The 25,328-nt window shown below is 27.4% G+C and carries 14 protein-coding genes and 1 pseudogene; 14 read left to right on the top strand and 1 reads right to left on the bottom strand.

All coding sequences use genetic code 4. The annotated features are described in order from the left end of the window. Positions 1-39: 39 nt before the first annotated feature. The 4 genes and pseudogenes from ASO20_RS03145 to ASO20_RS00340 form a co-directional block, all read left to right on the top strand. Positions 40-944, top strand: a pseudogene (locus tag ASO20_RS03145) (transketolase); the annotation flags it as partial. A gap of 102 nt (positions 945-1,046) precedes the next feature. Further along, positions 1,047-2,012 carry a transketolase-like TK C-terminal-containing protein gene (locus ASO20_RS00350; protein WP_442928650.1) on the top strand — a complete coding sequence of 322 codons (966 nt, stop codon included), beginning with the start codon at positions 1,047-1,049 and terminating at the stop codon, positions 2,010-2,012. Between the two features lie 38 nt (positions 2,013-2,050). Further along, complete coding sequence (locus ASO20_RS00345; RefSeq protein ID WP_085055938.1) at positions 2,051-2,269, top strand: YneF family protein; 219 nt, start codon at positions 2,051-2,053, stop codon at positions 2,267-2,269. A 9-nt stretch (positions 2,270-2,278) separates the two neighbouring features. After that, positions 2,279-3,334, top strand: a complete 1,056-nt coding sequence (locus tag ASO20_RS00340) for a DUF4238 domain-containing protein (protein ID WP_085055937.1) — start codon at positions 2,279-2,281, stop codon at positions 3,332-3,334. Here ASO20_RS00340 and ASO20_RS00335 read toward each other — a convergent pair whose 3' ends face one another. Then, positions 3,335-4,303, bottom strand: a complete 969-nt coding sequence (locus ASO20_RS00335) for a glycerol-3-phosphate acyltransferase (protein ID WP_085055936.1) — start codon at positions 4,301-4,303, stop codon at positions 3,335-3,337. A 104-nt stretch (positions 4,304-4,407) separates the two neighbouring features. Here ASO20_RS00335 and ASO20_RS00330 point away from each other — a divergent pair, with 104 nt between their 5' ends. From ASO20_RS00330 to ASO20_RS00290, 10 genes are all read left to right on the top strand, one after another. After that, positions 4,408-6,336, top strand: coding sequence for a DNA gyrase/topoisomerase IV subunit B (locus tag ASO20_RS00330; protein ID WP_085055935.1), 1,929 nt, complete (start codon positions 4,408-4,410; stop codon positions 6,334-6,336). A gap of 12 nt (positions 6,337-6,348) precedes the next feature. Continuing rightward, on the top strand, positions 6,349-8,826 hold the full coding sequence (locus ASO20_RS00325; RefSeq protein WP_085055934.1) for a DNA gyrase/topoisomerase IV subunit A: 2,478 nt from the start codon (positions 6,349-6,351) through the stop codon (positions 8,824-8,826). 1 nt (position 8,827) lies between these two features. Beyond that, entirely contained in the window at positions 8,828-9,907 is a 1,080-nt protein-coding gene (locus tag ASO20_RS00320; protein WP_085055933.1) for a GTPase, read from the top strand. A 289-nt stretch (positions 9,908-10,196) separates the two neighbouring features. Next, the gene (locus ASO20_RS00315) at positions 10,197-11,306 is read left to right on the top strand and encodes a nicotinate-nucleotide adenylyltransferase (RefSeq protein WP_157061690.1); all 1,110 of its coding nucleotides are present in this window, start codon (positions 10,197-10,199) and stop codon (positions 11,304-11,306) included. Continuing rightward, positions 11,306-11,629 (top strand): ribosome silencing factor, encoded by a 324-nt coding sequence (rsfS, locus tag ASO20_RS00310; protein ID WP_085055931.1) that lies wholly within the window; start codon positions 11,306-11,308, stop codon positions 11,627-11,629. The genes ASO20_RS00315 and rsfS overlap by 1 nt, the downstream gene beginning before the upstream one ends. Beyond that, complete coding sequence (gene mtnN, locus ASO20_RS00305) at positions 11,629-12,312, top strand: 5'-methylthioadenosine/S-adenosylhomocysteine nucleosidase (protein WP_198140235.1); 684 nt, start codon at positions 11,629-11,631, stop codon at positions 12,310-12,312. Before rsfS ends, mtnN begins: the two co-directional genes overlap by 1 nt. Continuing rightward, positions 12,305-12,439: a hypothetical protein gene (locus ASO20_RS03130; RefSeq protein WP_257720216.1), complete on the top strand. Its 135-nt coding sequence runs from the start codon at positions 12,305-12,307 to the stop codon at positions 12,437-12,439. Before mtnN ends, ASO20_RS03130 begins: the two co-directional genes overlap by 8 nt. 69 nt (positions 12,440-12,508) lie before the next feature. Further along, entirely contained in the window at positions 12,509-13,294 is a 786-nt protein-coding gene (locus ASO20_RS00300; protein ID WP_085055929.1) for a hypothetical protein, read from the top strand. 40 nt (positions 13,295-13,334) lie between these two features. Next, entirely contained in the window at positions 13,335-15,092 is a 1,758-nt protein-coding gene (locus ASO20_RS00295) for a hypothetical protein (protein WP_085055928.1), read from the top strand. 967 nt (positions 15,093-16,059) lie between these two features. Next, on the top strand, positions 16,060-25,260 hold the full coding sequence (locus ASO20_RS00290; RefSeq protein WP_085055927.1) for a hypothetical protein: 9,201 nt from the start codon (positions 16,060-16,062) through the stop codon (positions 25,258-25,260). Positions 25,261-25,328 lie beyond the last annotated feature (68 nt).

Raw genomic sequence — 25,328 nt, 5'->3', positions numbered from 1 at the left:
CAAAAAATTCTTTATACAATAAATTACAGTGAGGAAATTATGAAAAGTAATCAAGATTTAAGAAATATTAACGCAATGCGTTTCCTAGGAATAGATGCAGTTTCGAGAGCTAATTCAGGTCATCCTGGAGCAATACTTGGTGCTTCTCCAATAATTTACACATTATTCAAAAATCATTTGAATTATTCTGTTAAAAATCCAACGTGAATTAATCGTGATCGCTTTGTTCTATCAAACGGACATGCTTCAATGTTACTTTATGGTATACAACATTTAATAGGTAATCCGGATTTAAATATTGAAGAAATTAAAAAATTTCGTCAGTTAAATTCAAAAGCTCCTGGACATCCTGAATACGGTGTTACTCAAGGAATAGAATTCACGACAGGACCGCTAGGTCAAGGTTTAGCAGGTGCTGTAGGGATGGCATTGAATCAAGTCTTGCTTGAGGCTGAATATGGTCATATTGCTAATGAATTAATTAATTACCACACATATGTTATGGTTGGTGATGGTTGTTTACAAGAAGGGATTTCGGAAGAAGTTATTGCTTTAGCTGGTTGCCATAAATTAAAAAATTAATTGTTCTATTTGATTCAAATGATGTTCAATTAGATACGATGTGCGATCAAGTAACTTGCGTTGATCATAAAAAAAGATTTGAGGCACATTCATGAAATTATATCTTAGTAAAAGATGCAAATGATATAAGATCAATTGATTTAGCAATTAGAAAAGCTAAAAAAAGTACAAAACCTACTTTAATAGAAGTTAAAAATATTATTGGATATGGTTCTCCTGTTGCTAATAGCCCAAAGGCTCACGGAGCACCTTTATCAGCTGATGCCTTAATAAAAACTAGAGAAACTTTAGGATGAAATTATCAACCATTTGAAGTACCATCAGACGTTTATACTTCTTTTAGAAAAATAACGAATTCAAAAGAACTTGCTTGTAAAAAATGAAATCAAAAATTCAATGAATTAATAAAACATCACTCAGAATTAAAAAATTTATGCACCTTTCCAGAAATTGGGAAAATAAATATGAATGATTTAGCTGAGCGTATTAATCCAAATAAAAAACCTATGGCTACAAGACAATGTATTGGTGAAGTGTTAAAAGAATTAGAAAAAGTTTATCCAAAACACATAGTTGCAGGGTCAGCTGATTTATCTGGTTCTACTTTTGTAGAAGGACATAAAGGAATTTTAGGAAGGGATAAGAATCCTAATGGAATTAAGTATGGTGTTCGCGAATTTGGAATGGGTGCTATTTCAGCCGGAATTGCTTTGCAAAAACACTATTGACCAATGTGTGCTACATTTTTATCATTTTCTGATTATATGAAAGCGTCAATTCGTTTAGCTGCCTTAATGAATGCTCATGTTTTATATATTTTTACTCACGACTCAATATTTGCTGGTGAAGACGGACCAACTCACCAACCAATTGAACAATTAACAATGCTTCGTTCAATCCCAAATACAACATTATTTAGACCATGTGATATTTATGAAACTATCGGAGCCTTCGAATATGCTAGAATTAATCGTCATCAACCAACAATTATTATCGGTTCAAGACAAAATCTTGTTTTTCAAAACAATGCTCGCGTTGAAGGAACATTGTTAGGTGGTTACATTCTTGAAAAAGAAATTAATCCTCATTTATTAACAATTGTAGCTAGCGGTTCAGAGGTGGAATTAGCCCAACAATTGAAGCAACGCTTTAATATGGTTTGCGAAAATATTCGTATAGTTTCAGTTCCGTCTGTAAATTTATTTTTGAGAAATGATGAAAACACTATTAACTCAGTTCTTGGTAATAAAAAAATAATTTTCTTGGAAGCGGCAGATTCTTCTCATTATTATCGCTTAAAGAAAGACAAAGATATAGTTATTGAATTAACTGAATTTGGTCATTCAGCACCAGGAAACGATGTTGCTAAGAAAATGCATTTTGATGTTGAAAGTATTTATAAACGCGTTAGTCAGCATTTTGGAAAATAGTCTTTTCAATTTAGAATATATTAAAAAGGAGTTATAACATGGAAGTTTGATTAGGTATTGTATTGTTAATTATTGGTTTAATTGCTGGAGGAGCAGGTGGATTTTTTTTAGCAAGAAAATTAATTAAAAAACAATTACGTGAAAACCCACCAATTAATGAAGGTATGATTCGTATGATGTATGCTCAAATGGGTAGAAAACCTAAAGAAGCACAAATTAAAGCAATTTTAACTCAAATGAATAAAAACTTAAAGTAGAATTTAAGAATGGATAAAAGTCAATTTACAAAAAAGCAACATTTAATTCCTCAGTTTTGAGTTAAAAAATGAGAATCTAATGTCAATGGCGAAAGAGTAATATACGCTATTAATGATGGTTTTAAGGAACCATTCGTTATTCGAATTACCACTAAAAATCATTTATCGCATGACGAATCTATTTTTGATTGTTATACTTACGAAAATACATTATCACGTGAAAATAGTGTAGAGCATGGATTGTCACGAATTGAAACGGGAGCATCAAAAGCTATTTCGATAATTGAGAATTATTTTATTTCAAATTTTTCTTCAGAAGAAATATCAATTGTTGATATTTTTTTTGTTGTAACTCTAATTTTTTCAGCTTTTTATCGATCAGAATATATTAGATCATTTTTTAAAAACCCAGAGTCGCCGTTTGCTATGATGTCCTTTGATGAAGGAAGCCAATTAAATTTTTTTGATTTATTTTCATTAAAATTAAAGTTGCATTTAGAATTAATGCTAAAATTATCAGCAAAATATAAGTATGAATCGGGTAAAAAATTAGCATTTAGTGGCAAAATACCAACTATTGAAAATACTTTTAATATTAGTGATAATCATGTTTCTACATTGGATGATTTATTAAATAAATATAATCAACATTTTTATTATTCGTATAGTTTTAAAGCCGTTAAATTCTTATGAATTTCTGATGACATAGATATGACGTTTTTATTTAACAATTTAACATTATCAATAAATTCATATAGTAAAAATTGCAAGGAGTTTAGCGAACGAATTAAAACTGAATTCTTGATGAAAGAGCAAGATGAATTGTTCGTTACAGCGTTAACTCCTCGTATTTTGTGTATTTTAGCATACCCAAGTGAAACAGAAAAGAAAATGGAAATCATTGAAGCTCGTTTTAATCCAGAAACGCAGTTTAATAATGTTCATATAACTTTTGATTTTATTAGTGATCCTAATTTTATTCGAGAATATAATCGACTAGTTGTTGATATATCTAAAAAGAATGATAAAAATATTGTTTTATATCAAAATCATATTGATATTTAATTAGATATCGGATGGATTATTAATTTCATTTTTAATGGTATCTTCATTAGTTTTGTTACTTATAACAATAACACTTTCGTTTTTTGGGGCAAGTTTGTTTGGTTCGATGTATAACCTTTCAGTTCCTTTTATTATTTTTTTAATATTTGGAATGTGAAATAAGATAATAAAAATTGGAATTAATAAACAAGTTAAACCTTCACTTCATATATAAATTGTTTCTTGTGTAATTGAATAATTAGTAAGAATGCTTCTTGCGTTTGATAAATAACTATTTATATCAAAATAATAAATGTAGTTACCTGTTATTAATAATCTTCATCACGAATTGTTTTCAATATTATTTGCTAATCAAGAAATTTCACTTGTGCTGTAATCACCTTGGAAAAATAATGTTTTTCATTCACTTGGAGCAACGACTGGGATAGCAAGTAAAACTACCATTACAGATATAAATAAAAATGAGACTGTTAACATGCTAGCTGTTGAAACAACATTTAATCCTTTTCGTAAAATAGAAAATAAGATTGGTGTTACGAATATAAATATAGGGTGAATACATATCAAAACTCCGTAACAGCATGCAACGCTTTTCCCGCCTTTAAACCTATGTCATATTGGAAAGCGATGACCCAAAATCACACCTATTCCAGCAACTATTGGACTAATTCCTAAATTATTATTATTTATTTGAATGTGATGAGAAATAACGTATTGTGCAATCATACATATAACAATTGCAACAACACTTTTTATTACGTCTAATGAGAAAACAACTCTACTATATTTTTTTCCAAATGATCTTTCGAAATTTGTAGTTCCGGCATTTTGCGAATTAAGTGTTCTCACATCTACGTTATACAGTCTCTTACTTATTAAAATAGATGGGGACAAACTACCTATTAAATATCCTACTATTATAAAGATTCCGCCAATTAAACAGTTTAATATTAATGCATTTTCAATCATATTCTTATTTTACTTTTTTAATATTTTGATTTTCCATTATTACACATCTAAATATTTTGAAAAAAAACTATAAAATGTAAATTAGGTGAAAAGGAAATTAAACGATGGAAAAAAAATATGATGCATCCAATATTCAAGTTTTAGAAGGGTTAGATGCTGTACGTAAACGCCCAGGAATGTATATTGGTAGCACTGATTCAACAGGACTACATCATTTAATTTGAGAAATATTAGATAATTCAATAGACGAAATAATGAATGGTTTTGGAAACAAAATCAAATTAACAATTCATAAAGATGGCTCAGTTAGTGTTGAAGATAACGGGAGAGGAATTCCTGTTGATAATCATCCAAAATTTCATAAACCAGCGATTGAAATTATTTTTACAACATTACATTCTGGCGGGAAATTTAATGAAGATTCTTACAAATCATCTGGTGGTTTGCACGGAGTTGGCTCTTCTGTTGTAAATGCTTTGAGCAAAAGACTTCGCGCAGAAGTGTCTCGCGACGGATTTTTGTATGAGATAGAATTTAAAAACGGAGAAATATCTTTACCCTTAAGAAGGGTATCTAAAACAAATGCAACTGGTTCAAAAATAAGATTTTGACCAGAATTAGAATATTTTACAGCCAAAAATTGACATTATGAACTTATTAAAAAAAGTTTAAAAGAAAAATCATATCTAAATTCAAAACTATCAATAACTTTACTCAATGAAAATACTGGTATGTCAGAAACGTTTTATTCAGAAAACGGATTAGTAGACATGATAAATGAAATTGTAAAGGGTGAAGAACTTGCTGCTTCAATTATTTCATATTCAAAAGTAAATCATAATTTTGTTGCAAATTTTGCATTAACTTATTTAGAAGATGAAGATGAAGAACAAGTGATGTCTTTTGCAAATAATGTTAAAACTATTAACGGCGGGACTCATGAAGCAGGATTTAAGTCAGGTCTTAGTCGTGCCATATTAGAATTTATTAGAGAAAATAATACAGCTAGTAAATTGGTCGTGGAAAGCCGTGATGTTCGTGAAGGTTTAGTTGGAATTATTGATGTCCGAGTATCAGAACAATTTTTACAATACGAAGGACAAACTAAAGGGAAACTTGCGACGCAAGAAATAAAAACTTTTGTAGAAAATTTTGTTTATGAAAAAATGAAATATTTTTTAATTGAGAATCGCAAAGAAGCTGATAAAATTTTAAAAAAAATTGTTACAACTGCCAAAATTCGTAATGAAGTTAAAAAACAACGGGAAGTTGCTAAATTAAAATTAAAAGGTAAAAAAGATCATTCGCATTTTTTAGGAAAATTAGTGATGTGTAATTCTCGCGATGAAACTTTAAACGAATTATTTCTTGTTGAAGGAGATTCTGCTGGAGGCAGCGCAAAACAAGGTCGTGATAGCAAACATCAAGCTATTTTACCACTAAAAGGAAAAGTAATTAATTCTTTAAAAACAAACTTGGTTGAGATATTAAAAAATGATGAAATTTTAACAATAACAAACGCTATTGGTGCTGGCATAGGGGAAGATTTCGATGTGGAAAAAGTAAATTACCATAAAGTTATTATTATGACGGATGCTGACGTAGATGGTGCACATATTCAAACTTTATTATTAACATTTTTCTTTAAATATATGCGTCCTCTAATAACAAATGGATATTTATTTATTGCTAAGCCACCATTATTTAAAGTTTCTAATAAAACTAATCAACAAAAAACATATTTACACAACGAAGAAGAATATCAAGAATTTTGCACAAAGCACAACGTTAATAGCATGCAAAATAATATTTACTCTATTCAAAGATACAAAGGTTTAGGTGAAATGAACGCAGATCAGTTATGAGAAACAACGATGGATCCAACCACTCGTCAATTAATTAAGGTGACAATCGAGGATGAAGTTGAAGCTCTTCAAATGTTGAATTTATTAATGGGAAAACATGTCGATGAGAAAAAAGAATGAATTCAAAAAAATATTGATTTTTCATATGAAGATTCAGGGTTTATTTAGCGGGGGTGAGGTATGGCAAAAATTAATAATCAAGATAACAAGGTTGTAGAACGAATTAATGAGTACATTGATACAAATTTTGATACAGTGTTATCAACTTGTTTTGCAAGATATGCAAAATACGTTATTCAAGATCGCGCATTACCAGATATTCGCGATGGTCTAAAACCTGTTCAGAGAAGAATCATCTATGCCATGCATAATCTAGGTTTAACTTATGATAAGGATTTTAAAAAATGTGCAAGAATCGTCGGAGAAGTTATTGGAAAATATCACCCACACGGTGATACATCCGTTTATGAAGCGTTAGTTCGTTTATCACAAAATTGAAAAATGTCGGCACAATTGATTTCTGTTCACGGGAATAATGGGTCAATTGATGGTGATAGTCCTGCTGCGATGCGTTATACAGAAGCAAAATTATCAGAAATTAGTGAATATATTGTTGGTCATCTTGATAAGAAAATTACTACTTTTCAAAATAACTTTGATGATGCTGAAGAAGAACCAACTGTTTTTCCAACTTTTATTCCAAATCTTCTTGTTAATGGAGCAACCGGAATTGCGGCTGGATATGCCACCGACATTCCACCACATAATTTAACAGAAGTAATTAACGCTATTATTTATTGTTTACACCATCAAAATTTTAGTATTGATAATGTTTTAGATATTATTCAAGGTCCTGATTTTCCAACAGGAGGAGAAATAATTGCTACTAAAGAACAATTAAAAGAAATTTATTCAACAGGTAAAGGAAAAATATTTAATCAGGCAAAAACAACTATTATTGCTACTAAAAAAGGTTATCAGATTGTAATTGATGAATTACCATTTAATGTTATTAAAAGTAATTTTATCGAATCAATATATAAAGCAAAAGAAAAAAATAACATTCAAGAAATAAAAGATATCCTTGATGAAAGTGGTAGGAATGGTTTAAAAATTATTATTATTACTGATTGTGTTAGCGAAGAAAAAACTAAGCAAATTTTGGAATTTTTATGTTCATGTACATCAATTCGCGAACCATATTCATATAATATGGTGGCAATTCATAATCATAAACCGACTTTGCTAACTTTGAAAGACTTAATTAAATCATTTATAAATTTTCAAAAAGAGATAACAATCCGTAGTTCAAAATTTGATTTGGTAAAACACACAGAACGTTTAAATTTAGTTGAAGGATTAATAAAATCAGTAAGTATTTTGGATGAAATTATTGCATTAGTTAGAAAAGCATCAAATCGACAAGAAATTATTAGAAATTTAATTGATAAATTTTCGTTTAACGAAAAACAAGCTACTGCTATTGCAGATCTAAGATTATATCGATTAAGCTCAACAGATGTTTCTAAATTAGAAGAAGAACAAAAACATCTTGTAGTAGAGATTAAACGTTTAAACAATATCATTAATAATGAAACCATTTTAATTGAATTTATTACTAATTATTTAACAAAGCTTCGTGATAAATTTGGAATCAACAGAAGAACTAAATTAAATAATAACGAATTAGTTACCACTTACAAAACACAGATTTTTGAAAAACAAGTAACATGTGTAACAACATACGACGGTTATGTTCGTGTTTTAGAAGAAAAAATTAACGTTTCTGAATCAGCACAACAACTTATTAAAAAAGATGGAGATGCTATTGTATCTATATTCGAATCAAACACTTTAGATAAATTTTTAGTAATTACAAACCGTGGTAATTATGTTTTAATAAATGTCCATGAAATTGGGAACCACAATATCCGCGATCTTGGAACACACTTGCATGATTTGCGAAAATTAGATGGTCCAGAAAAAATCATTTTTGCAATGAATATAAATCATAACCATATTATTGACGAACAATTACCAGAAAGAACATTAGTTTTAGTAACAAAAGATGGACGAATTAAACGTATGTCGTTAAAGTCATTTGCTGAGACAAAAATTAAAGCCATGAGTTGTTATGAATTAAAACCTGAAGATTCATTGTTAAAAGTATTATTAGTGACACCAGTTTCTAAAAACATAGTTTTATTTACACATTCAAAATACATTATTTATTCTATTGATGAAATTCCATATCAAAATTTAAAAACTAGCGGAGTTAAGGCTTTTAATATTAAATTAGATGAGAGAATAGTACAGGCACATTTAATAGGTAATGAACCGGTTATTGGAATTGTTTTAAATAATCGTCAATTAATTGTATTACCGATTGATACATTTGAAGTAGGTAAAAAATCACATACAGCATCTAAGATTCCTAATATCAAACCTAAAAATAAAATTGTGTTTATTTTGACCTCAACCGAGCATTATTTAGGTTATTGATTGGTCGGTTTATCTACCAAGACAACTATTTTTTTAACAAAAATTAATAGCGCAACTTTAAAAAATAGTTTATCTGTTGTTAAGGATGATCAATTTGAAATTATTCCATTAAATTCAATCACATTTTCTTCAACATCTACTGAGGAGAATAAATAATATGAATTACAAAAAATGTGCAAGTTGTGGAATTGTATTGCAATCAGAGGATAAAAATAAATTTGGTTATGTTCCTTTAGAAAAGTATGATTTAGCAAACGTTGTTTGTTTAAATTGTTATCGCTTACAACATTATGGTGATGATACTTTTAATCAATTAAAATTCGAAGTTAATTTAAGCAAATTCTATGACATTAAAGATAACTTATTTATAATTAGTGATTTATTCCATTTTCACGAAACCATTAATAACCCTATAGTAATTCAACTAGTCACTAGCGTTAATAAAGTGGATTTTATTATTTCAAAATTTGACTGATGAAGTAATGACAATATTAACTTTCAACACATGACTGAAAAAGTTAAAAACATTTTAGAGAAAAAATTTGGTTTTCAAATTAATGTTCATTTTGTAAGTAGTCAAAATCAATATAATTTAAAGTTACTTGCTAATAAATTAAATAAAAATAAAAATAATTATTTTGTTGGATTATCAAATGTTGGAAAATCTAGTTTAATAAAGGCTTTGATCCCAAATACTAAAGTAATTACATCAAGATCGTTAAACACAACAAAAGATTTTATCGAAATAGTCAGTCAGGAATTTACCATCATAGATACACCAGGATTAGATAATAATATGAGTATTTATCAATCAATTAATATTAAAGATGGGAAATTTTTTACAACCCTTGATCACATAAAACCAAAAGTTTACCAACTATCAGAAAAAAATTGTTTAGCTCTTGGCGGAATTGCAAAAATTAATTTTATAAGTGGTTCAAAAACTAATTTTGTTGTTTTTGTTTCAAATAAAATTAGAATAGAACGTTTACGTTTAAATTACAATGACTTATCAAATTGAATAGAGTTATCTAAAAAACCTAATTTTCGCCCAAATTATTCCGGCAATTGAAAAGAAGTGAAATTGTCAACGATTTCTTTAACCGATGAAACAATAGAGCAGGGTACAATAATTATTAATGGTTTAGCTGTTATAAAATTTAAAGGAAATGTACAAAATCTTTCTATTATAGTTCCAGAAAATGTAAGTATTTATTTTGAAAAAAAATTTTTTTAACAAATTTTGTGACGTTTAAAAATAATTGTAAATAAGTTTGTCGTTTGATTAAATATTATTTAAAGTTATTGATACATTAATCAACAACTATTGATGATATTATTTATTAGATGGTAGAAAAACTTCTTTAAAAGGATTAGAACTATTCTAGACCACACAAAAAATTGAAAATTAACCTCATTGTGTTAAAAAATATTCAAAAAAATTAATATTTATTAAATAGTATTAAATAATAATTTATATAATTTTATTATTGGTAGGAAAATTAAATAGTTTAGGTTTAAAAAATATGCGTAAAAAAATTGGTATATATGGTGGTTACTTCAATCCCGTTCATAATGGGCATTTGAAGTGTGCTAATTTTGCAAAAGAAAAATTAAATTTAGATGAAATTTGATTCATTCCGAGTTTTGAATCACCACTTAAAAATATTAAATATTACATTCACCCAATTCATCGTCTGAAAATGATTGAAGCTGCTATTGAGGAAATACCATATTTAAAAACGTATGATTGAGAAATAAACCGTAAACAAAAAAGCTATACAATTGATTTAGTTAATCATTTGCACGAAACTTTCCCTGATAATAATTTTGTTTTATTAATTGGTGATGATCAAACTATTCAATTTAATAAATGAAAGAATGCAAAAGAATTAGTAAAAAAAATTCCTATCTACTCATTTAAAAGACATGGTAATTTTAATATTGTTAAATTAGCATACATTAAAAAAAGATTTAACATCAAATCATTAAAGAATGATTACTTTTTAGAAAGTAGTAGTTCATTTTTTAAATATTTTAATCAAAATGATTTACCGGCTAAAGTTCATCGCTATATTTTATTAAACAATTTATATTTTTATGATTTTGCTCGCCTGCATTTATCTCCATCACGTTTTTCGCACAGTGAACAAGTTATGAAAATAGCTGTTCAATTATCATATGTTCATAATTTGCCAGTTATACCAGCTTACAAAGCCGGCATATTGCACGATATTGCTAAAGAATGAACTGAATTGAAACAGCGTCACTATATTGAAAAATATTTACCACATGAAACTTTTAAACCAAAATACTTATGACACGGTATTATCGGAGCCGACGTTGCGAGAAGAGTACTACATATTAGTAATAATGAGGTTATGGATGCTATTAAATCACATACATTACCATCAATCAAAGCAACATCGCTTGATAAAATTATGTTTTGTGCCGACTCATTAGCAAATGATCGCAAATTTGAAAATAGAGAAAAATTGCTTAATTTATGTTTAGATGATATAGATACAGGCTTTATTGAAGTTTTAAGGAATAAATACAATTATTTGCTTAAAACTAAAAAAGAAATTGATGATATATCATTAAAAGTATATGAATCATATTTAGGAGTATTTTAGTGAGTATTAATATTGAAGATTTAAAAAATTATATACATCATGAAACGGTTTCGGAATCTTTTCGCGTTGTAAATTTGAAAGATAAACATCCATTTTATTCGTATATTGTTATTATTATTGCAAATAATGATCGTGCAATATATGCGGTTGGCGAAAAATTGAAAGAATTTGCTCGCAATAACGAAGTTACAAATTATAAAACTGAAGGTAAAAACACTAATTGAATTGTCTTTGAAATAGAAGATATATTAGTTCATGTTATGACTCAGGAGTTAAGTGATAAATACCAAATTGAAAAATTATGAGAATTAGGGGTCATTTAGTGTATTTATTTGTTTGTGCAATGGAAAGTGAAATTATTACTTTTCTAGAAAAATCCAAACCAACTGAAGTATTCAAATCTAAAAATTTTAATTTATATAAAAAAAATAATCACTATTTTCTAATTACTGGAATAGGAAAAGTTAATGCAGCTTTTGCTTTAACTCATTTTTTAACAAAATATAATGAAGGTAATACATTAAAAGGCATAATCAATATTGGTGTTTGTGGGTCGGTCAACAAAAAACTATCAATTTGTGATGTCGTTATGATTGATAAAGCTTATTATCATGATTTTGATTTAACAATGTTTGGATATAAATATGGCCAAGTTCCTGGTTCACATCAATTTTTTGAACCAGAACGTAATTTACACGAAACAATAAGAGCATCATTAGCTTCATGAAAACCACATTCATGCAACTTAGCGACGGGTGACGTATTTGTGCAGAAACATAATTATTTTAATGAACTAAAAATAAAACATAATATAAAAATTGATGTTGTTGATATGGAAGGGACAAGTTATTTTCATGTTGCAGAAAAATTAACAGTTCCATTTATTGCAATAAAGATTATTAGTGACTATATTGAAAGTGATAATAACTCAAACCAATATAGCGAGAATATGGCACATGCCACCAAAATAATTCAAAATATTATTGAAAGGATTATTAATGAATAGTATTGATTTTGTTTTTTTAATGATTATGTTAGGGTTATTTATTATTGGTTCATTAATGTGGATTTTTTCTCACGAAAAAACAAAGCAAAAAATATCAAAACTGAAACAACAAATTAAGAAAAAATAGCTTTCTGGACTTGTTGATTTTTAAACTATTTTTAAACTTATAAACTTTTTTGTATAATGAATACATATTATGTTTAGCGTATCTAAGAATATTAGAATTTCATTAGTAGCAATAATTGCTTTTGTATCGATATTTTTTGTATCAGTGCCAAAAAAAGATTTTATTAGCCATTCAAATAATGATAGTCAATTTAATCAAGTAACTACTATTTCTCCTAACGAAGAAATGTTTATTCAAATTGAAATGTTAATGATGACTGCTTCAACTTTGTTTACACCAACTATTGAAGATCGTAATAATAGCATCGATAGTTACACATTACAACATGAAGGAAATCATGCAGATTTAGCATCAACACAATTTGATAGTTCATCTGCAACATTTTGAGCAAAACAAATCACTTATACTTATGATCAAGTAAATGATAGTACTTCAATTCAAAATTTTACTTTTAAAAATCAACAGAAAAATGATGCTTCGTTTGTAACACCAATTATAGAGTATGTACATTATGTTGTAGAACAAACAGCAAATGATGCTCAAAAAAATTTATACAATGTTCCAAACTCAATTATTCGTCAAACAATAACAGATAACTTAACTTTACTTAACTTAGAACAAAGCATTAATGATATTAATAATTATTTGATAACTTGTGTAATTTCATCTCCATTATATTTGTCAGACAAAATTACAAACAATAACAATACCGAATATAATTTTTTTTCATCATCAGAAAAAACATCTAAAAATAAATACTACATCATTGAAATAATTATTGCTATAGTTTCAATTCTTGGATTAATCCTATTAATGGGATATAAGTTACAAAATAACCGCCGTTCTAAAAAATAAATTATCAATTAGAAAAAATTATTTAAAAAGGAAATTATATATGAAAAAACTTACAAAAATCCTAGCATTAGCTGGGTTAACTACAACAATACTTTTGCCAACAGCAGAAGCAACAAAAACATTACAAACCACATTGCACAATCAAACAACTCAGGTAAATGTTAAAAATTTACAAGATGGTCGAAATATTGATGATAATGCGTTATTCTTAGCAGATGTTACGATGTTTGCAATTTCAAAATTATTTTATGGATTACTTCAACTTGATCCAGCATCAACAACACCAACTGATGACTTGTTTGATGCGCAAGATTTATCAATTAAAAATTATTATGAAAATTCTTCAAATGATCCAAGAATCCAAGACGGATGAACTAATGGTAGTGGCATCGGAGTTTGAGCAACATTATTTGAGCTTGCAGCCACTTCTAAAGATCCAGCTGTTATTCAATCGCATGATCGTTTAATAAAGTATATATCTTATTCAAATACGGCTGATTTTAAGAATGTAACAGACCAGTCGTTGTATTCAACATGAACGACTGCTGATTTTAGTGCAGATCCATGATTGGCTAAAATGGAACTACCAACTTTAAATCAAGCGTTAGTTGATACTGATAATTATAAATTCTCACAATTTGAAGAGGATATTTTAAATCTATTCGGTTCTATTTTTCAAAACCCTGTTAATGCTTTACTTCTTTTAGTTCCCTTAGTAAAGTTAACCACTACAAGCGATGATCTAAATCCAAAAATTGATTTTACAAAGTTATTATCAATTGTAGGTTCAGTTTCAAACTTACTATTCATCGGATATAACCAACCAGGTCCATACATTACAAACTTTTTTGATAATGCTAACGCTTTTCCAACGCCAAAAAATTCCTATACTCCTGAAATGGCTATGACTGATTACCAAAATGGAGCATTAATTTGCTACTTTATGAATTATTTTTCATTAGTCCAAGTTAGATTAACAACAGTTAGTGCTACAACGACTTCATTATTATTCAACAATGCTTTTGTTCAAGAAGAATCATCAGTCCTTTTGCCACAAAATTTTCAACCAATCGCTAATATTTTAAATAATAAAAATATTAGTTCAGATGTAGCTAATAAAGAAAAAACATTACAAATTTTTGCCTATATTTTGAAAAACGGGGTAATTAATGGACCTGCTGCTGCTAATAAAAATTTAGTTGGAATAAATCAAGCTTTGAATGTTGACTTAATACAAAGAATGTATGATAAATTTAATAAATCAAATCCACTTGATTCTGGGAAAGTAACTCAACAAGTAAGTCAATTAATTAATGAACAAATCGAAAGCATGAATACAGGAACGTTCTTTAGTGAAGGTGATGATGGCATTAATAATATTTGTGATGCTTTAATTATAAAATATACAGATGATCAAAAATTAATTAATGAAGACATTATTGCAAAAATTGGAGATCCTTCACAAAAGAACGTGGCAACTCTTTCTACGGAAAACTTTTTTAATGATTTACTAAATACTGGTACCAATTCACCATTTAAAAGTTATTCATCAATGGAAACTATAATTGGCGACCCCGTTACACAAAAAATGTTTACTGAATTGAATCCATTCTTACCAATTTCCGAAATGAATATCCCATTAATTGTGGGACTATCGGTTGGTCTTGGATTAGGAATCCCTTTAATCGGAGTAGGTGCATTTTACTTAGTTAGATCAAGAAAAAGTGCTTCAATGCATGGTAAAACAAAAGTTACTCAAACTAACAATTCAGATAGTGATAACCGTGGAATTCTTTAATTTACAACATAAATAATACTTTTTTGCAATTTTAAATAAAAATCATTGGTGCAAAATTATAAGTATAAAAAATCACAAAAAATTATTTATTCTAGATTCAATAGTTACAATATTAATTTTAAAAATTAAAGAATTTAATAAACAAATAAACAAACAATTTACATTAAGATAATGCATTATTTGTTATAAAAGGTATTTTAAATTCGGTGATTTTTTCTTAGCTTTTCAAAATTAGAACTGAAATACGGAGTCATTTTTGCAATTGTGAAAGGCAAAAATAATTTACACATAAAACCTTAAATTTGTTATTGTATGTCGATTATTATTTAGAGCGATTGATATGATGTGAGAAAAGTGCACAGTTATGATTAAACTCAAAAATATGATTATGCAAAATCTTGATATCACTATAACAATCGAAAATTTTGCTTTTAATAATTGGTTATAATCTTAAAAATTTAATTATTCTATTTAATCACTAAAACAAATAATTAACCCCATTATAAAACAGATCGATCGTATAAATATAATTACATTAGTTGGTAGCGCTTATTACTTTACTAAAACGCTTTAATTTAAATTCAAGTAAAAAATGATATTGCATTACAATTTAAAGTTGTTCTAATGTTAGCACTAGCTATGCGCATTTATATTTTCAAAATTTTTCATTAAAAAAACGTTAGTCAATTTTTAGCACCATCATCTAAAGAAATTTTTAGTTTTAGTTTATTAACTTGATTATTAGCTACAATTGTTTTTGTATCGGTTGTAATCGTTTTAAAAATTTTGATAAATATCTTACTAATTTAAAAAAATTTCTTAAAACAAAAATTTTGAGAATAATAATATCTATCTTGAAAAATTGTATAAAAAAATGAATGCTATAATAATAATATATTTTTGAAATTTTAAGAAAATCTTTTTTGGTTTTTCTTACTAAAAAGATATATATGGGAGGGTAAATATTTTGAATAATAAAATTAAATTATTAACAATTTTTTCAACATTAACAACGGCTGGATTGGAACCGGTTAGTGATTTAGCAAATGCACAAATTACAAAAGATGGTTTGGATGAAAATAATCTAATTGACAGTTCTCTTCAAGGAACAAACAACGATTTCTATGTGGAATTAGAAAAAGAAAAACCAATCACTGGCGATAATCCATCATGATCTACAGGTTATGTTCCCACTACATTTAATAATGAATCTAGTTTGGATAATGGTTCTTTTACAACAATTAAAAACAAAGATTACCTAGTTGTACCGTTTTGAGCTGCTTCGATAAAAAGACCTCATTTTGATTCATTTACATCATATTCTATTGATTCAAATACACAACAATTATCAGTAATTAGTAGCAAAATCAAATTAGGTTATGATGTAACTAATAAAATTATGTTACCTCCGCAAATTGTTGGTGAACAGCTTGTCACTTTTTATCGTGATGTGGATTTACAAAATCCATATGGTAAAGGTGAATGAAATGTAGGGGTTACTAACATAAAAACAGGTGAATTTACTAATTATTCTTTATCTGAAGCCATCAGTACTAGTACCAATAATTTTCGTAATGTTTCATTAATGGTAGAAAATTTTGATTCAACATCTCCAAATTATTATCTAGCTGCTTATGAATACACAAGTCAAGGAAAAATTGTAGTTTTGAAATTAAATAATTTCGACCCAACTTTAAAAACTTATGATTTTACAACTCATAATAGTTTCGATGTTATTTATCCAAATATATATGATGTCATGTTTGGTAATGGTTTTGCCACAACAAAACGCGACTATAATATCGATTCTGACGAAGAAAAATTATTATTGGGGTGAAATAACTTATTTCAAGCTGGAGATGTAAAACCAATAATAATAGATTATTCACCATACGCTAACATTCGTGGTTATTGATTGTTTCAAATAAAAGAAGGATTAATGTTTGCTAATTTGGGAGATAATAAGGGCGATGAAGCATATTTGCAGATGGGAATTGTAGATGCAAATAATAAGGCAATACCAACCGCCACATTTTCTTTTACCAAAACTGATCAAGAATTTGATTTTTATCAAGGTACTGCTATTACATTTTCTTTTTCAAAAGGGTATAATGAGGTTTATTATTTAATTCCTAGTGGAGTAAAATCAGATAGCGCAAACATTTCCTCATTACCAACTAGTTCTAAATATTTTTCCTTTAATGTTCAAAGCAAAGGTGTTACTAATTTAAATTCATATGACTATAAAATTGCAAATAATTTATTTAGTGAGGGTTTACAATTTCTTTCTACAAGAATAAACTACATTAGTACAATAGGAATTGATTTAGTGACTACTCAATTATCAACAACAATAACACAAACACATTTCCGTAGATCGGTTAGTCCGGTTAAGGATGAATTTCTTCGTTTTTTGCAGCAAAATTTATTTTTTGTCGATTTAACCGAAGTTTATAACAAATCAGCAACTTCTTCTCAAAAAGAAGCAATTGAAAAAATAGCTAGATGAATCGGTAAAGAAGGAGATTATACTTTTACTCCAACGTCATGATCTGATATTAATAACAGTGTAGGAATTTATTTACCGACAAGCATTACTACTGATGAAATTAATACTATTATTAGTGATTTTGTAGATGTTCAAGCAACTGCAATGAAAGAAGTTATTCAATCAACTTATGATAAATGAATTTCAACAATTGAAGGAACACCGCTAGGCCACCAATGAGGTTGATATAATCAAAATGATTTAAAAAACATGTTTCCTACTTATATTATTGGAGAAAATGGTTTGACATATGATAGAAGTGATATTGATCTTGCAAATCCTAAAGATAATTTAAGAGGATTAATAAATGAATTTCATTCATGATTTGGTAATACTGATCCAATTAGAATGATTGATTTAATCGATAAATATTTGAATCCAGTTCAAGGAAGTGATATTGAAATAGCATTTAATAATTATAAATCAATTGGTAAAAAACAATTTGATTATTATAGTCAAGAAATTTTACTGCAATTTTCTACTTTTTACTATGGTTTTCCAGATCAAAGTTCTAATAATAATGTATTTTGAAATTATTATTTAGATCAAACACTTTATGATCCGATAGAATCTCCTGATAAACTTGTTGAAAGATGAAAATATGTTATGCAAGATTCTTCATGAGACAATCATACAGTGGTCGAATTTTTAATTGCCTCAAAAGTATGAAATGGTCTTGCAGTAGATGAAATTGCTGGCAAGGATGCAAACGCTGAAAAATACGAATTTTCATATACAACGGAATTTCAAGATTTTAAAGATATTAATATAAATTCTTTCTCGGATTTTACAAATGATTTTTATTCTTCGTTCTTAAAAACGCAATATTTTGGATATATTGATCCGAATTTTTCGTTTGATTCTAATCGTTATTTCCTTGAACCAGCATTAACAATAATTACTGAAGATGAATTTATCAATTTATTTCCACATAAAGGTGAAACTTATAGAAATTTAAGTAATTATTATAATTGAAAACCTGGTGTTAAAAAGTACAACCTAGAGAGAACTGAATGATTCAATAATGGAGTTTTATATCAAAAAAATTCGTTAATTTCTGATATTAGTGAGATCATTAATTTATTAAAAAATTCATATTATGGTTTCGATTCTTTAAAGGATAATATAATAACTACGAATTTATTATATAGTTTGGAACCGGGTAAAAATTTTGAATTAGATAAAATATACGAAAATTTTTACGAACACATGGCAAATTTAAATAAATTAAATCTAATAAATTCAACAATGTCATCGTTAAAAAATGATACAAATGAAATTAATAATTGAATTAATGACCAAAAGAGTAGTCTAACAAATAGAATAGATGAAATAATTAATTTAATTAATAGTAACGAAAAAAAATATTATGGCTGACTTGCAAGAAAAGAAGAAGATGGATTTTATTTTACAAATTTAGACAAACTTTTAATTAATTATCCAGAAACAACAGATTTCATAGCTAATGATATTGTTGATTCTATTTTAACTAAAGGTTTACCAACTGGCGTCGACAATTCATATCAATTATATAATTTTTTAGAGACCGTGACTAGTGATGAAATTAATGAATTTTTAGACAATCAAGTGGTTCACAAAAATTCAGAAATAGATAGAATTGTGAATCTTTTAGATGGTGTTTATTATGGATATACTGGATATTCTGGAGCAAATAATGATGTAATTGGAAAATTTCTCCTTTTTAACCATCAAAAATATGCCAAAATTACATCTGACACTATGTTAGAAAGTTTAGATGAAGCATTAGTAAATGTTCAAGGATACAAAACCGCGGAAGTAAAGGATCTTTTATCATTAGTTGCCAAAGATTCTGAGGAATTTTTAAAATTCAAAAATATTCAATTTGAACTATTAGTGAATAGATTTGAGGAAATACTTAGTTGAATTAGACCAACCTTTATAGGTTTTTTTCGAGTTAGCGGCCATAATAAAGTTTCAAGGTATATATTTGGTTTAAATACTACTCCGACAGAAGGAATGGATGCAAAGATAGTGTGGTGAGATCCAAAACATCCTGACGGAACTATTGCATTAAATGCAAGAGATATGGCTGCTGAATTCATTATGCGTGATTCAGATGCACCTTATACTAGAGATAAATACTTTTTATTTAAAGCTGGAAGCCCCTATCAATTCGCACAATGATTTGATAATGAATATTCACAGGATAGCGCTGATGTTCAAGCAATCATTAGTGAAAATGTATCAATGTATAAATTATTTGTTGAAGATTTTTACGACAATTTTTTATCTAAAGAATATTTTGGATACTTTAGTGATGATTTTGATCCAAAATTTAATTTTGAACGTTTTTTTGATCATGAAAAAAAATTAATTTCGAAAGAAAAATTTTTGGAATTATTTCCGTTCGATGGTTCTATTGCATTCTTTAAATTCTTTAATGATAATTATTACGATATTTTTCCTTTTACTGATAAGTTTATTCTCCCTGATGATGGAGGACTTCCTTGATTTATTGATCTTCGTAAAACAGAATTTCTAGAATTTGTTAAATTTCAAAAAGATTCCTTGAAAAAAGATTTTGAAGATTTGATTAGTAGAATTAGTAATTCTTATTATGGTTATACATTTCAATCTCAAAATATATTATCAAAATACTTATTTTCAAATCTGAAATCTGATCAATCATTAGATGCATCAAGCCTAACTGATTACTTTTATAATGAATCATTATCAAAATTAGATAATTTTTTTACTAGTCTTGCTAAGACAAAAGATTTGTTTGATTTCTTAAAAAATCCAGATTATTCAGATCTTGTTGACTGAAAAAATGATCAAAAAACGCAATTGGCGATTGCGATAGATAATCTTATTTCCCAAATAAATAAAAAAGGGAAATATTACGGTTGAGTTACTAATTATGATTATGGTGGTAATGTTGTTACTTCCATTGATAAACTATTATTTCCGGTCTATTTTAAATCGAATAATTTTGTTGGTTCTATTTTTGCATCTTTTTTTGATGAAACAACTTTACCGGAAGGTATTTCATATACTTACCAAATAAAAGAATTTATTGAAAAAATAGATTCTGATGATATCGATAATTTTGTTAATAACCAAAATAATTCATTAGATCTGAGTATAAAAGATGTGATGAATGCAATTAGCGATGGTTATTTCGGTTATGCCCCTTCAGAATCTTTAATAAACAATAGAATTGTTAGTGTAATATTATGAAATTACACACTCACAGGTGAACAATTATCTTTTTCCGACATTAGAAAAAATTTTGTTGAAGGCGTAAATTCTGGAATTGCGAATTTTCCTTTACCATTTCAAGTAAATTATTACTTACTATCTGTTATAAATGATATTGATGCTATTAATAGTTTTAAAGAGGATCAAGTAAATTCACTAACCAATCAAGTTAGTGATATAATCTCATGAATTAAAAAAGGGTATTATGGATTTACCTATTTTCCTGATAATACAATTTCTAAATACTTTTTTAATAAAATACCTATTGAAACAGGAACAGAATTGGAACCGTCATTAATTGCAAAAAATTTTATTATTAATTTTCCAATAGATGATGAAAACTTTCCTGGAAAATGAGCTACTAAAAATTTTTTTGGTGGAATTACCGAAACAAGTTCTTCCGTGGTAGATTTTATAAAATCTAATAGAGATATATTTGATCATACTATAGATGATTTTTATGATAATTTCCTAAAAAGCCAATATTTTGGATATGATGATCTAAGTTTGTCAGATAAATTAGATGTAAGTTCTTACTTTACATTGTCTAGTGAAGGATTGCCGGAAATTCTTTCTAAAGATGATATTATTAGTACTTTTTTAGCACAACCGATGAATGGTTATGCTAACTTAAACAAATTTTACAACTGAAGACTAATAGGCAAAGAATATTCTGTATTTCGTACAATTCATTTTCTAGAATGAGAAAAAAACCAAGAACAATTTTTATATAACAACATTAATAAAATAGTTAATACAATATATAGTAGTTATTGAGGTTATGGAGAATTATCGATCCCGTCATCAATTTTAGATTTATTTTTTGATACAGATAAGGTAACGGTTTTAGAAGAATCAAAAATTAAAGACAATATTTTTAAAATTTTAGCAGATAAAAAATATCAAATTTTTAGCTATCTAAATACAGGTAAATTTAATGATGACCTAAATGATTTTTTAAATACTCAAATGAATGCGGCAAAACAAGATTTAATAATCATATTAGATATTTTTAATAAATATTATTATGGTTATGATTATGATTTTAGCGGCCAAGAACCATTTGTTGGTGCCAAAAACATAGCTTTATTCCTTATAAGTAACGGAAATATGACAAACGGTATTCCAAATACATATGAAGATTTATTTAACAATTTTAGATTAAAAATTATTGGTAGTGATTTAGCAAAAAATGATGGTAAAGATTACACAGGTGTATCAACTTATTTAAAAAGTTTGTACTCAAATAATTCTGGAAAATACGAACCGATTTCGGAGTTACTGAATTATCAAAAATGATCAGAACAAAAATTAAAAGAAGATATATATTCAATATCCTGAATTTATTTGAATAATTATTATGGTTATGCGCTAGGAAATGATGCAACGACACTTAATTTGTGATTTGGCACTTCAGAAACATCATATTTGACAATTGAACAATTAGAATCAAATTTTTATAATCATTTCATTTCTTTAAATCGAATTGAATATAAAAATGCGATCAAGGAATTTTCTCAATTATTAGGAACAGATTTACAAACGGAAGATTCGATTCTTGGAAGAGATTTTAAAAGCGCAATGAGTGATATAAATTTAATCAATCAATTATGACGTGATAATTATTACGGAGTAGAAGATTATACAGGAAGAAATTGATTTCAATATACTTATTCTTCTTCCAGTCATAATTGAACAGATATAACAAATCGCATCGACATTTTAACAATTCAAACGGCAGCTTTATCGGACGCTAAATTTGTAAAAGATTTTTTGAATTCTTTTAAAAATGACGGAACAGCTTTAATCGCCTTCAAATCATATCAAAATACAGAATTATTAAAATTATTACAACCTATTATTGATTTTTATAACTTAAATTATATGGGTTATTCAATTTCTGAATCATATATTTTAGAAACGAATAATAATATTATTACAAACGGTTGAAGTTATGACGATGTAATTAGTAAAATAACAAGCATAATTTCAAAAACAAAAGATACTAATAGTTGAGAATACCAATATATTAAAACCACGTATGATGCTAATATTAAACAGCAAAGTTTTTATGATGAGCAAATGAATGCATTAACTAAACATATTAATGATGATTTTATTGGTCAATTTATTGCAAATAATTATTATGGTTACAATTTTAATATGGATGTATCTGACAATATTAAAAAAATTCTTAGTTGACAAAATTCATCTGAATTAAATGCGATTTGAGATACTACTACATGAAATAATAACACTTGAGAAAATACTAATGCATCAACCTATAAAATTTTTAGTGATATAAATTCAGATCACACAAATAATTTAAAAGTTGGGAAAACTTTTAAAAACCTTCTTGATTCATATATTAGTACAACTGATGGTGTTGGTGCTGAATTTATCAATTATCAAATTTCATCATTAAAAAACGAAGTAACAGCGTTAATTGCTACTTATCGCAGTATTTATATGGGTTACACAAACGAATCTACAATTAATTTGTCATATTTACCTGGTATGAGTTTAACTAATAATGGAAACTTCGATTGAAATTTAGATAATGCTATCTCGTCATTAATTAGCGGTAATTTTCAAGATTCTAATCGTTTAGTTAATGGAAATTGAATACATAATAATGCACTAGATTTACTTGCAAAAAAAGCAACATCAGGTGATGATAATTTAAAATCTATTGAAGATGCAGCATTTGATGCAGATGTAATAAAAATTGTCTCTGAGTATAAAAAAACGTTTCGTGGATTTTTTAATGATGTTAACGGGAATAAGTTGACATTTAAAACTCTTGGCGGAGATGATGCAATAAAAAATGGTGTTTTTATTTCAGATTCTACGAATGTTTCTGCTGACATTTTTAATAGTGATGCTTTTAAAAAATATGTTAAAGATGTTCATTTAGCTTCAGGGGAAAATATACTGTGAGAATCGAACATTATTGCTGAATATGATAAAAATAAAGATAATTTTAAGAATGAACAAAATGCTATTTTTTCTAATTATTTAACCTCTTTATCTAATGAATATTTTGCTGTATCAAAAGGGTACTACACTACATTAAAATCTGAATCATTAAAATATAGTAACTTACCTGGTTGAAAATATGGTATTGATAAAGCGGAAATTGATTTAAATTTAGCAATTGATTTCTTCGATGTCCAAACTTATAATCAAATGAAAAATCCAGATAAATCTGCAAAATACCGTTTAAGTTATGATGCAATAAAATTATTTAATGATAATCTTCAAAATTATGCTAATGAACAAAATAGTATTGCAAATGAGAATATTCCTGTTAATCATCAAGGTTTCAAACGAAAAACACAAATATTTGATTTTTTAGCTAATGTAGAAACATTTCCTACATGAAATCAAACCGCAAATTATCGTGGTAATTATAAAGATCCAGAAGAAGCTAAAAAAGCGTTAGATTTATTTCTAAATCAAAAAAAAGAAACTACATCCTTGGCTGATTTGAATAATATTTCCTCTAATTGATACTCTAGTTTTGAGGGTGGGGAAAATGATGATTGAAATAATACATCATTAAAACATAGTTTTATGTTTTTTGGTCAATATGGTTTACCACTAGAAGTGTTTTATGATCCAGCTAATCCAAATGTTTTTTCAATTGCTGTTATTGATGCTAATACTGGTGAGTACATTATAAAAGGAGTTCCTGATTCGATGATATTTTCGCCAAATTCCAAAGATGGCGATATGAATTACGAAGAAACTTTAGTAATCACTCAAGGGAAAAAACAAGTTACTTATAAAGTGATACCGGCAAATAATGACTCACCATATGATCAATTATTATTTACAGTTGCCGATACAACAAACGAAAAAATAGAATATAGTTTAGCGCAAAAAATTACAATAACTCAAAATAATGATGATGTTAACACTACCGAAAGTACAGTTTCAATTATTGATTATGATACAGCAACTTTTAGTTATTCAAATGAATCATTCTCTATTGAGGAAGAAAATTTACTAAAAAGTGAATATAACGCAAGTAACACGATTAAATCAGTGAATGTCATTCATCATGCTACTAGAACTCACCGTAACACATTCGTTCAAATAGCCGTTGGAAATGATGCTGTGTCAGAATTAGAAAACCGTGCAAATGTTAGTGTTAGCAATGCAAGTTTAAATAACAAAATTATTCCGTTAAATGATGTTATTCATGATTTACCAACTCCACCAACCCCAAGCAAAGATTCATCAGGTTTACCAGCATGATTATTAGCAATAATTGTTTCTATTTCAATAATTGTAGTTGTCGGAATTCCGTTAGCGTTTTTCATGTTAAGAAAAAAAAATCTACTAAAAAATAAAAAAAGCAAACATCAATAGATAGCAATTATTATCCCCAGAAAATTAAGTTATTGTAGAAATTGATGTAAATTAATTTTTATTATTTC

It is taken from the genome of Mycoplasma sp. (ex Biomphalaria glabrata) (assembly GCF_001484045.1).
Taxonomy (GTDB): domain Bacteria; phylum Bacillota_I; class Bacilli_A; order Mycoplasmatales.
This window is presented reverse-complemented; position numbering and strand designations above follow the sequence as displayed.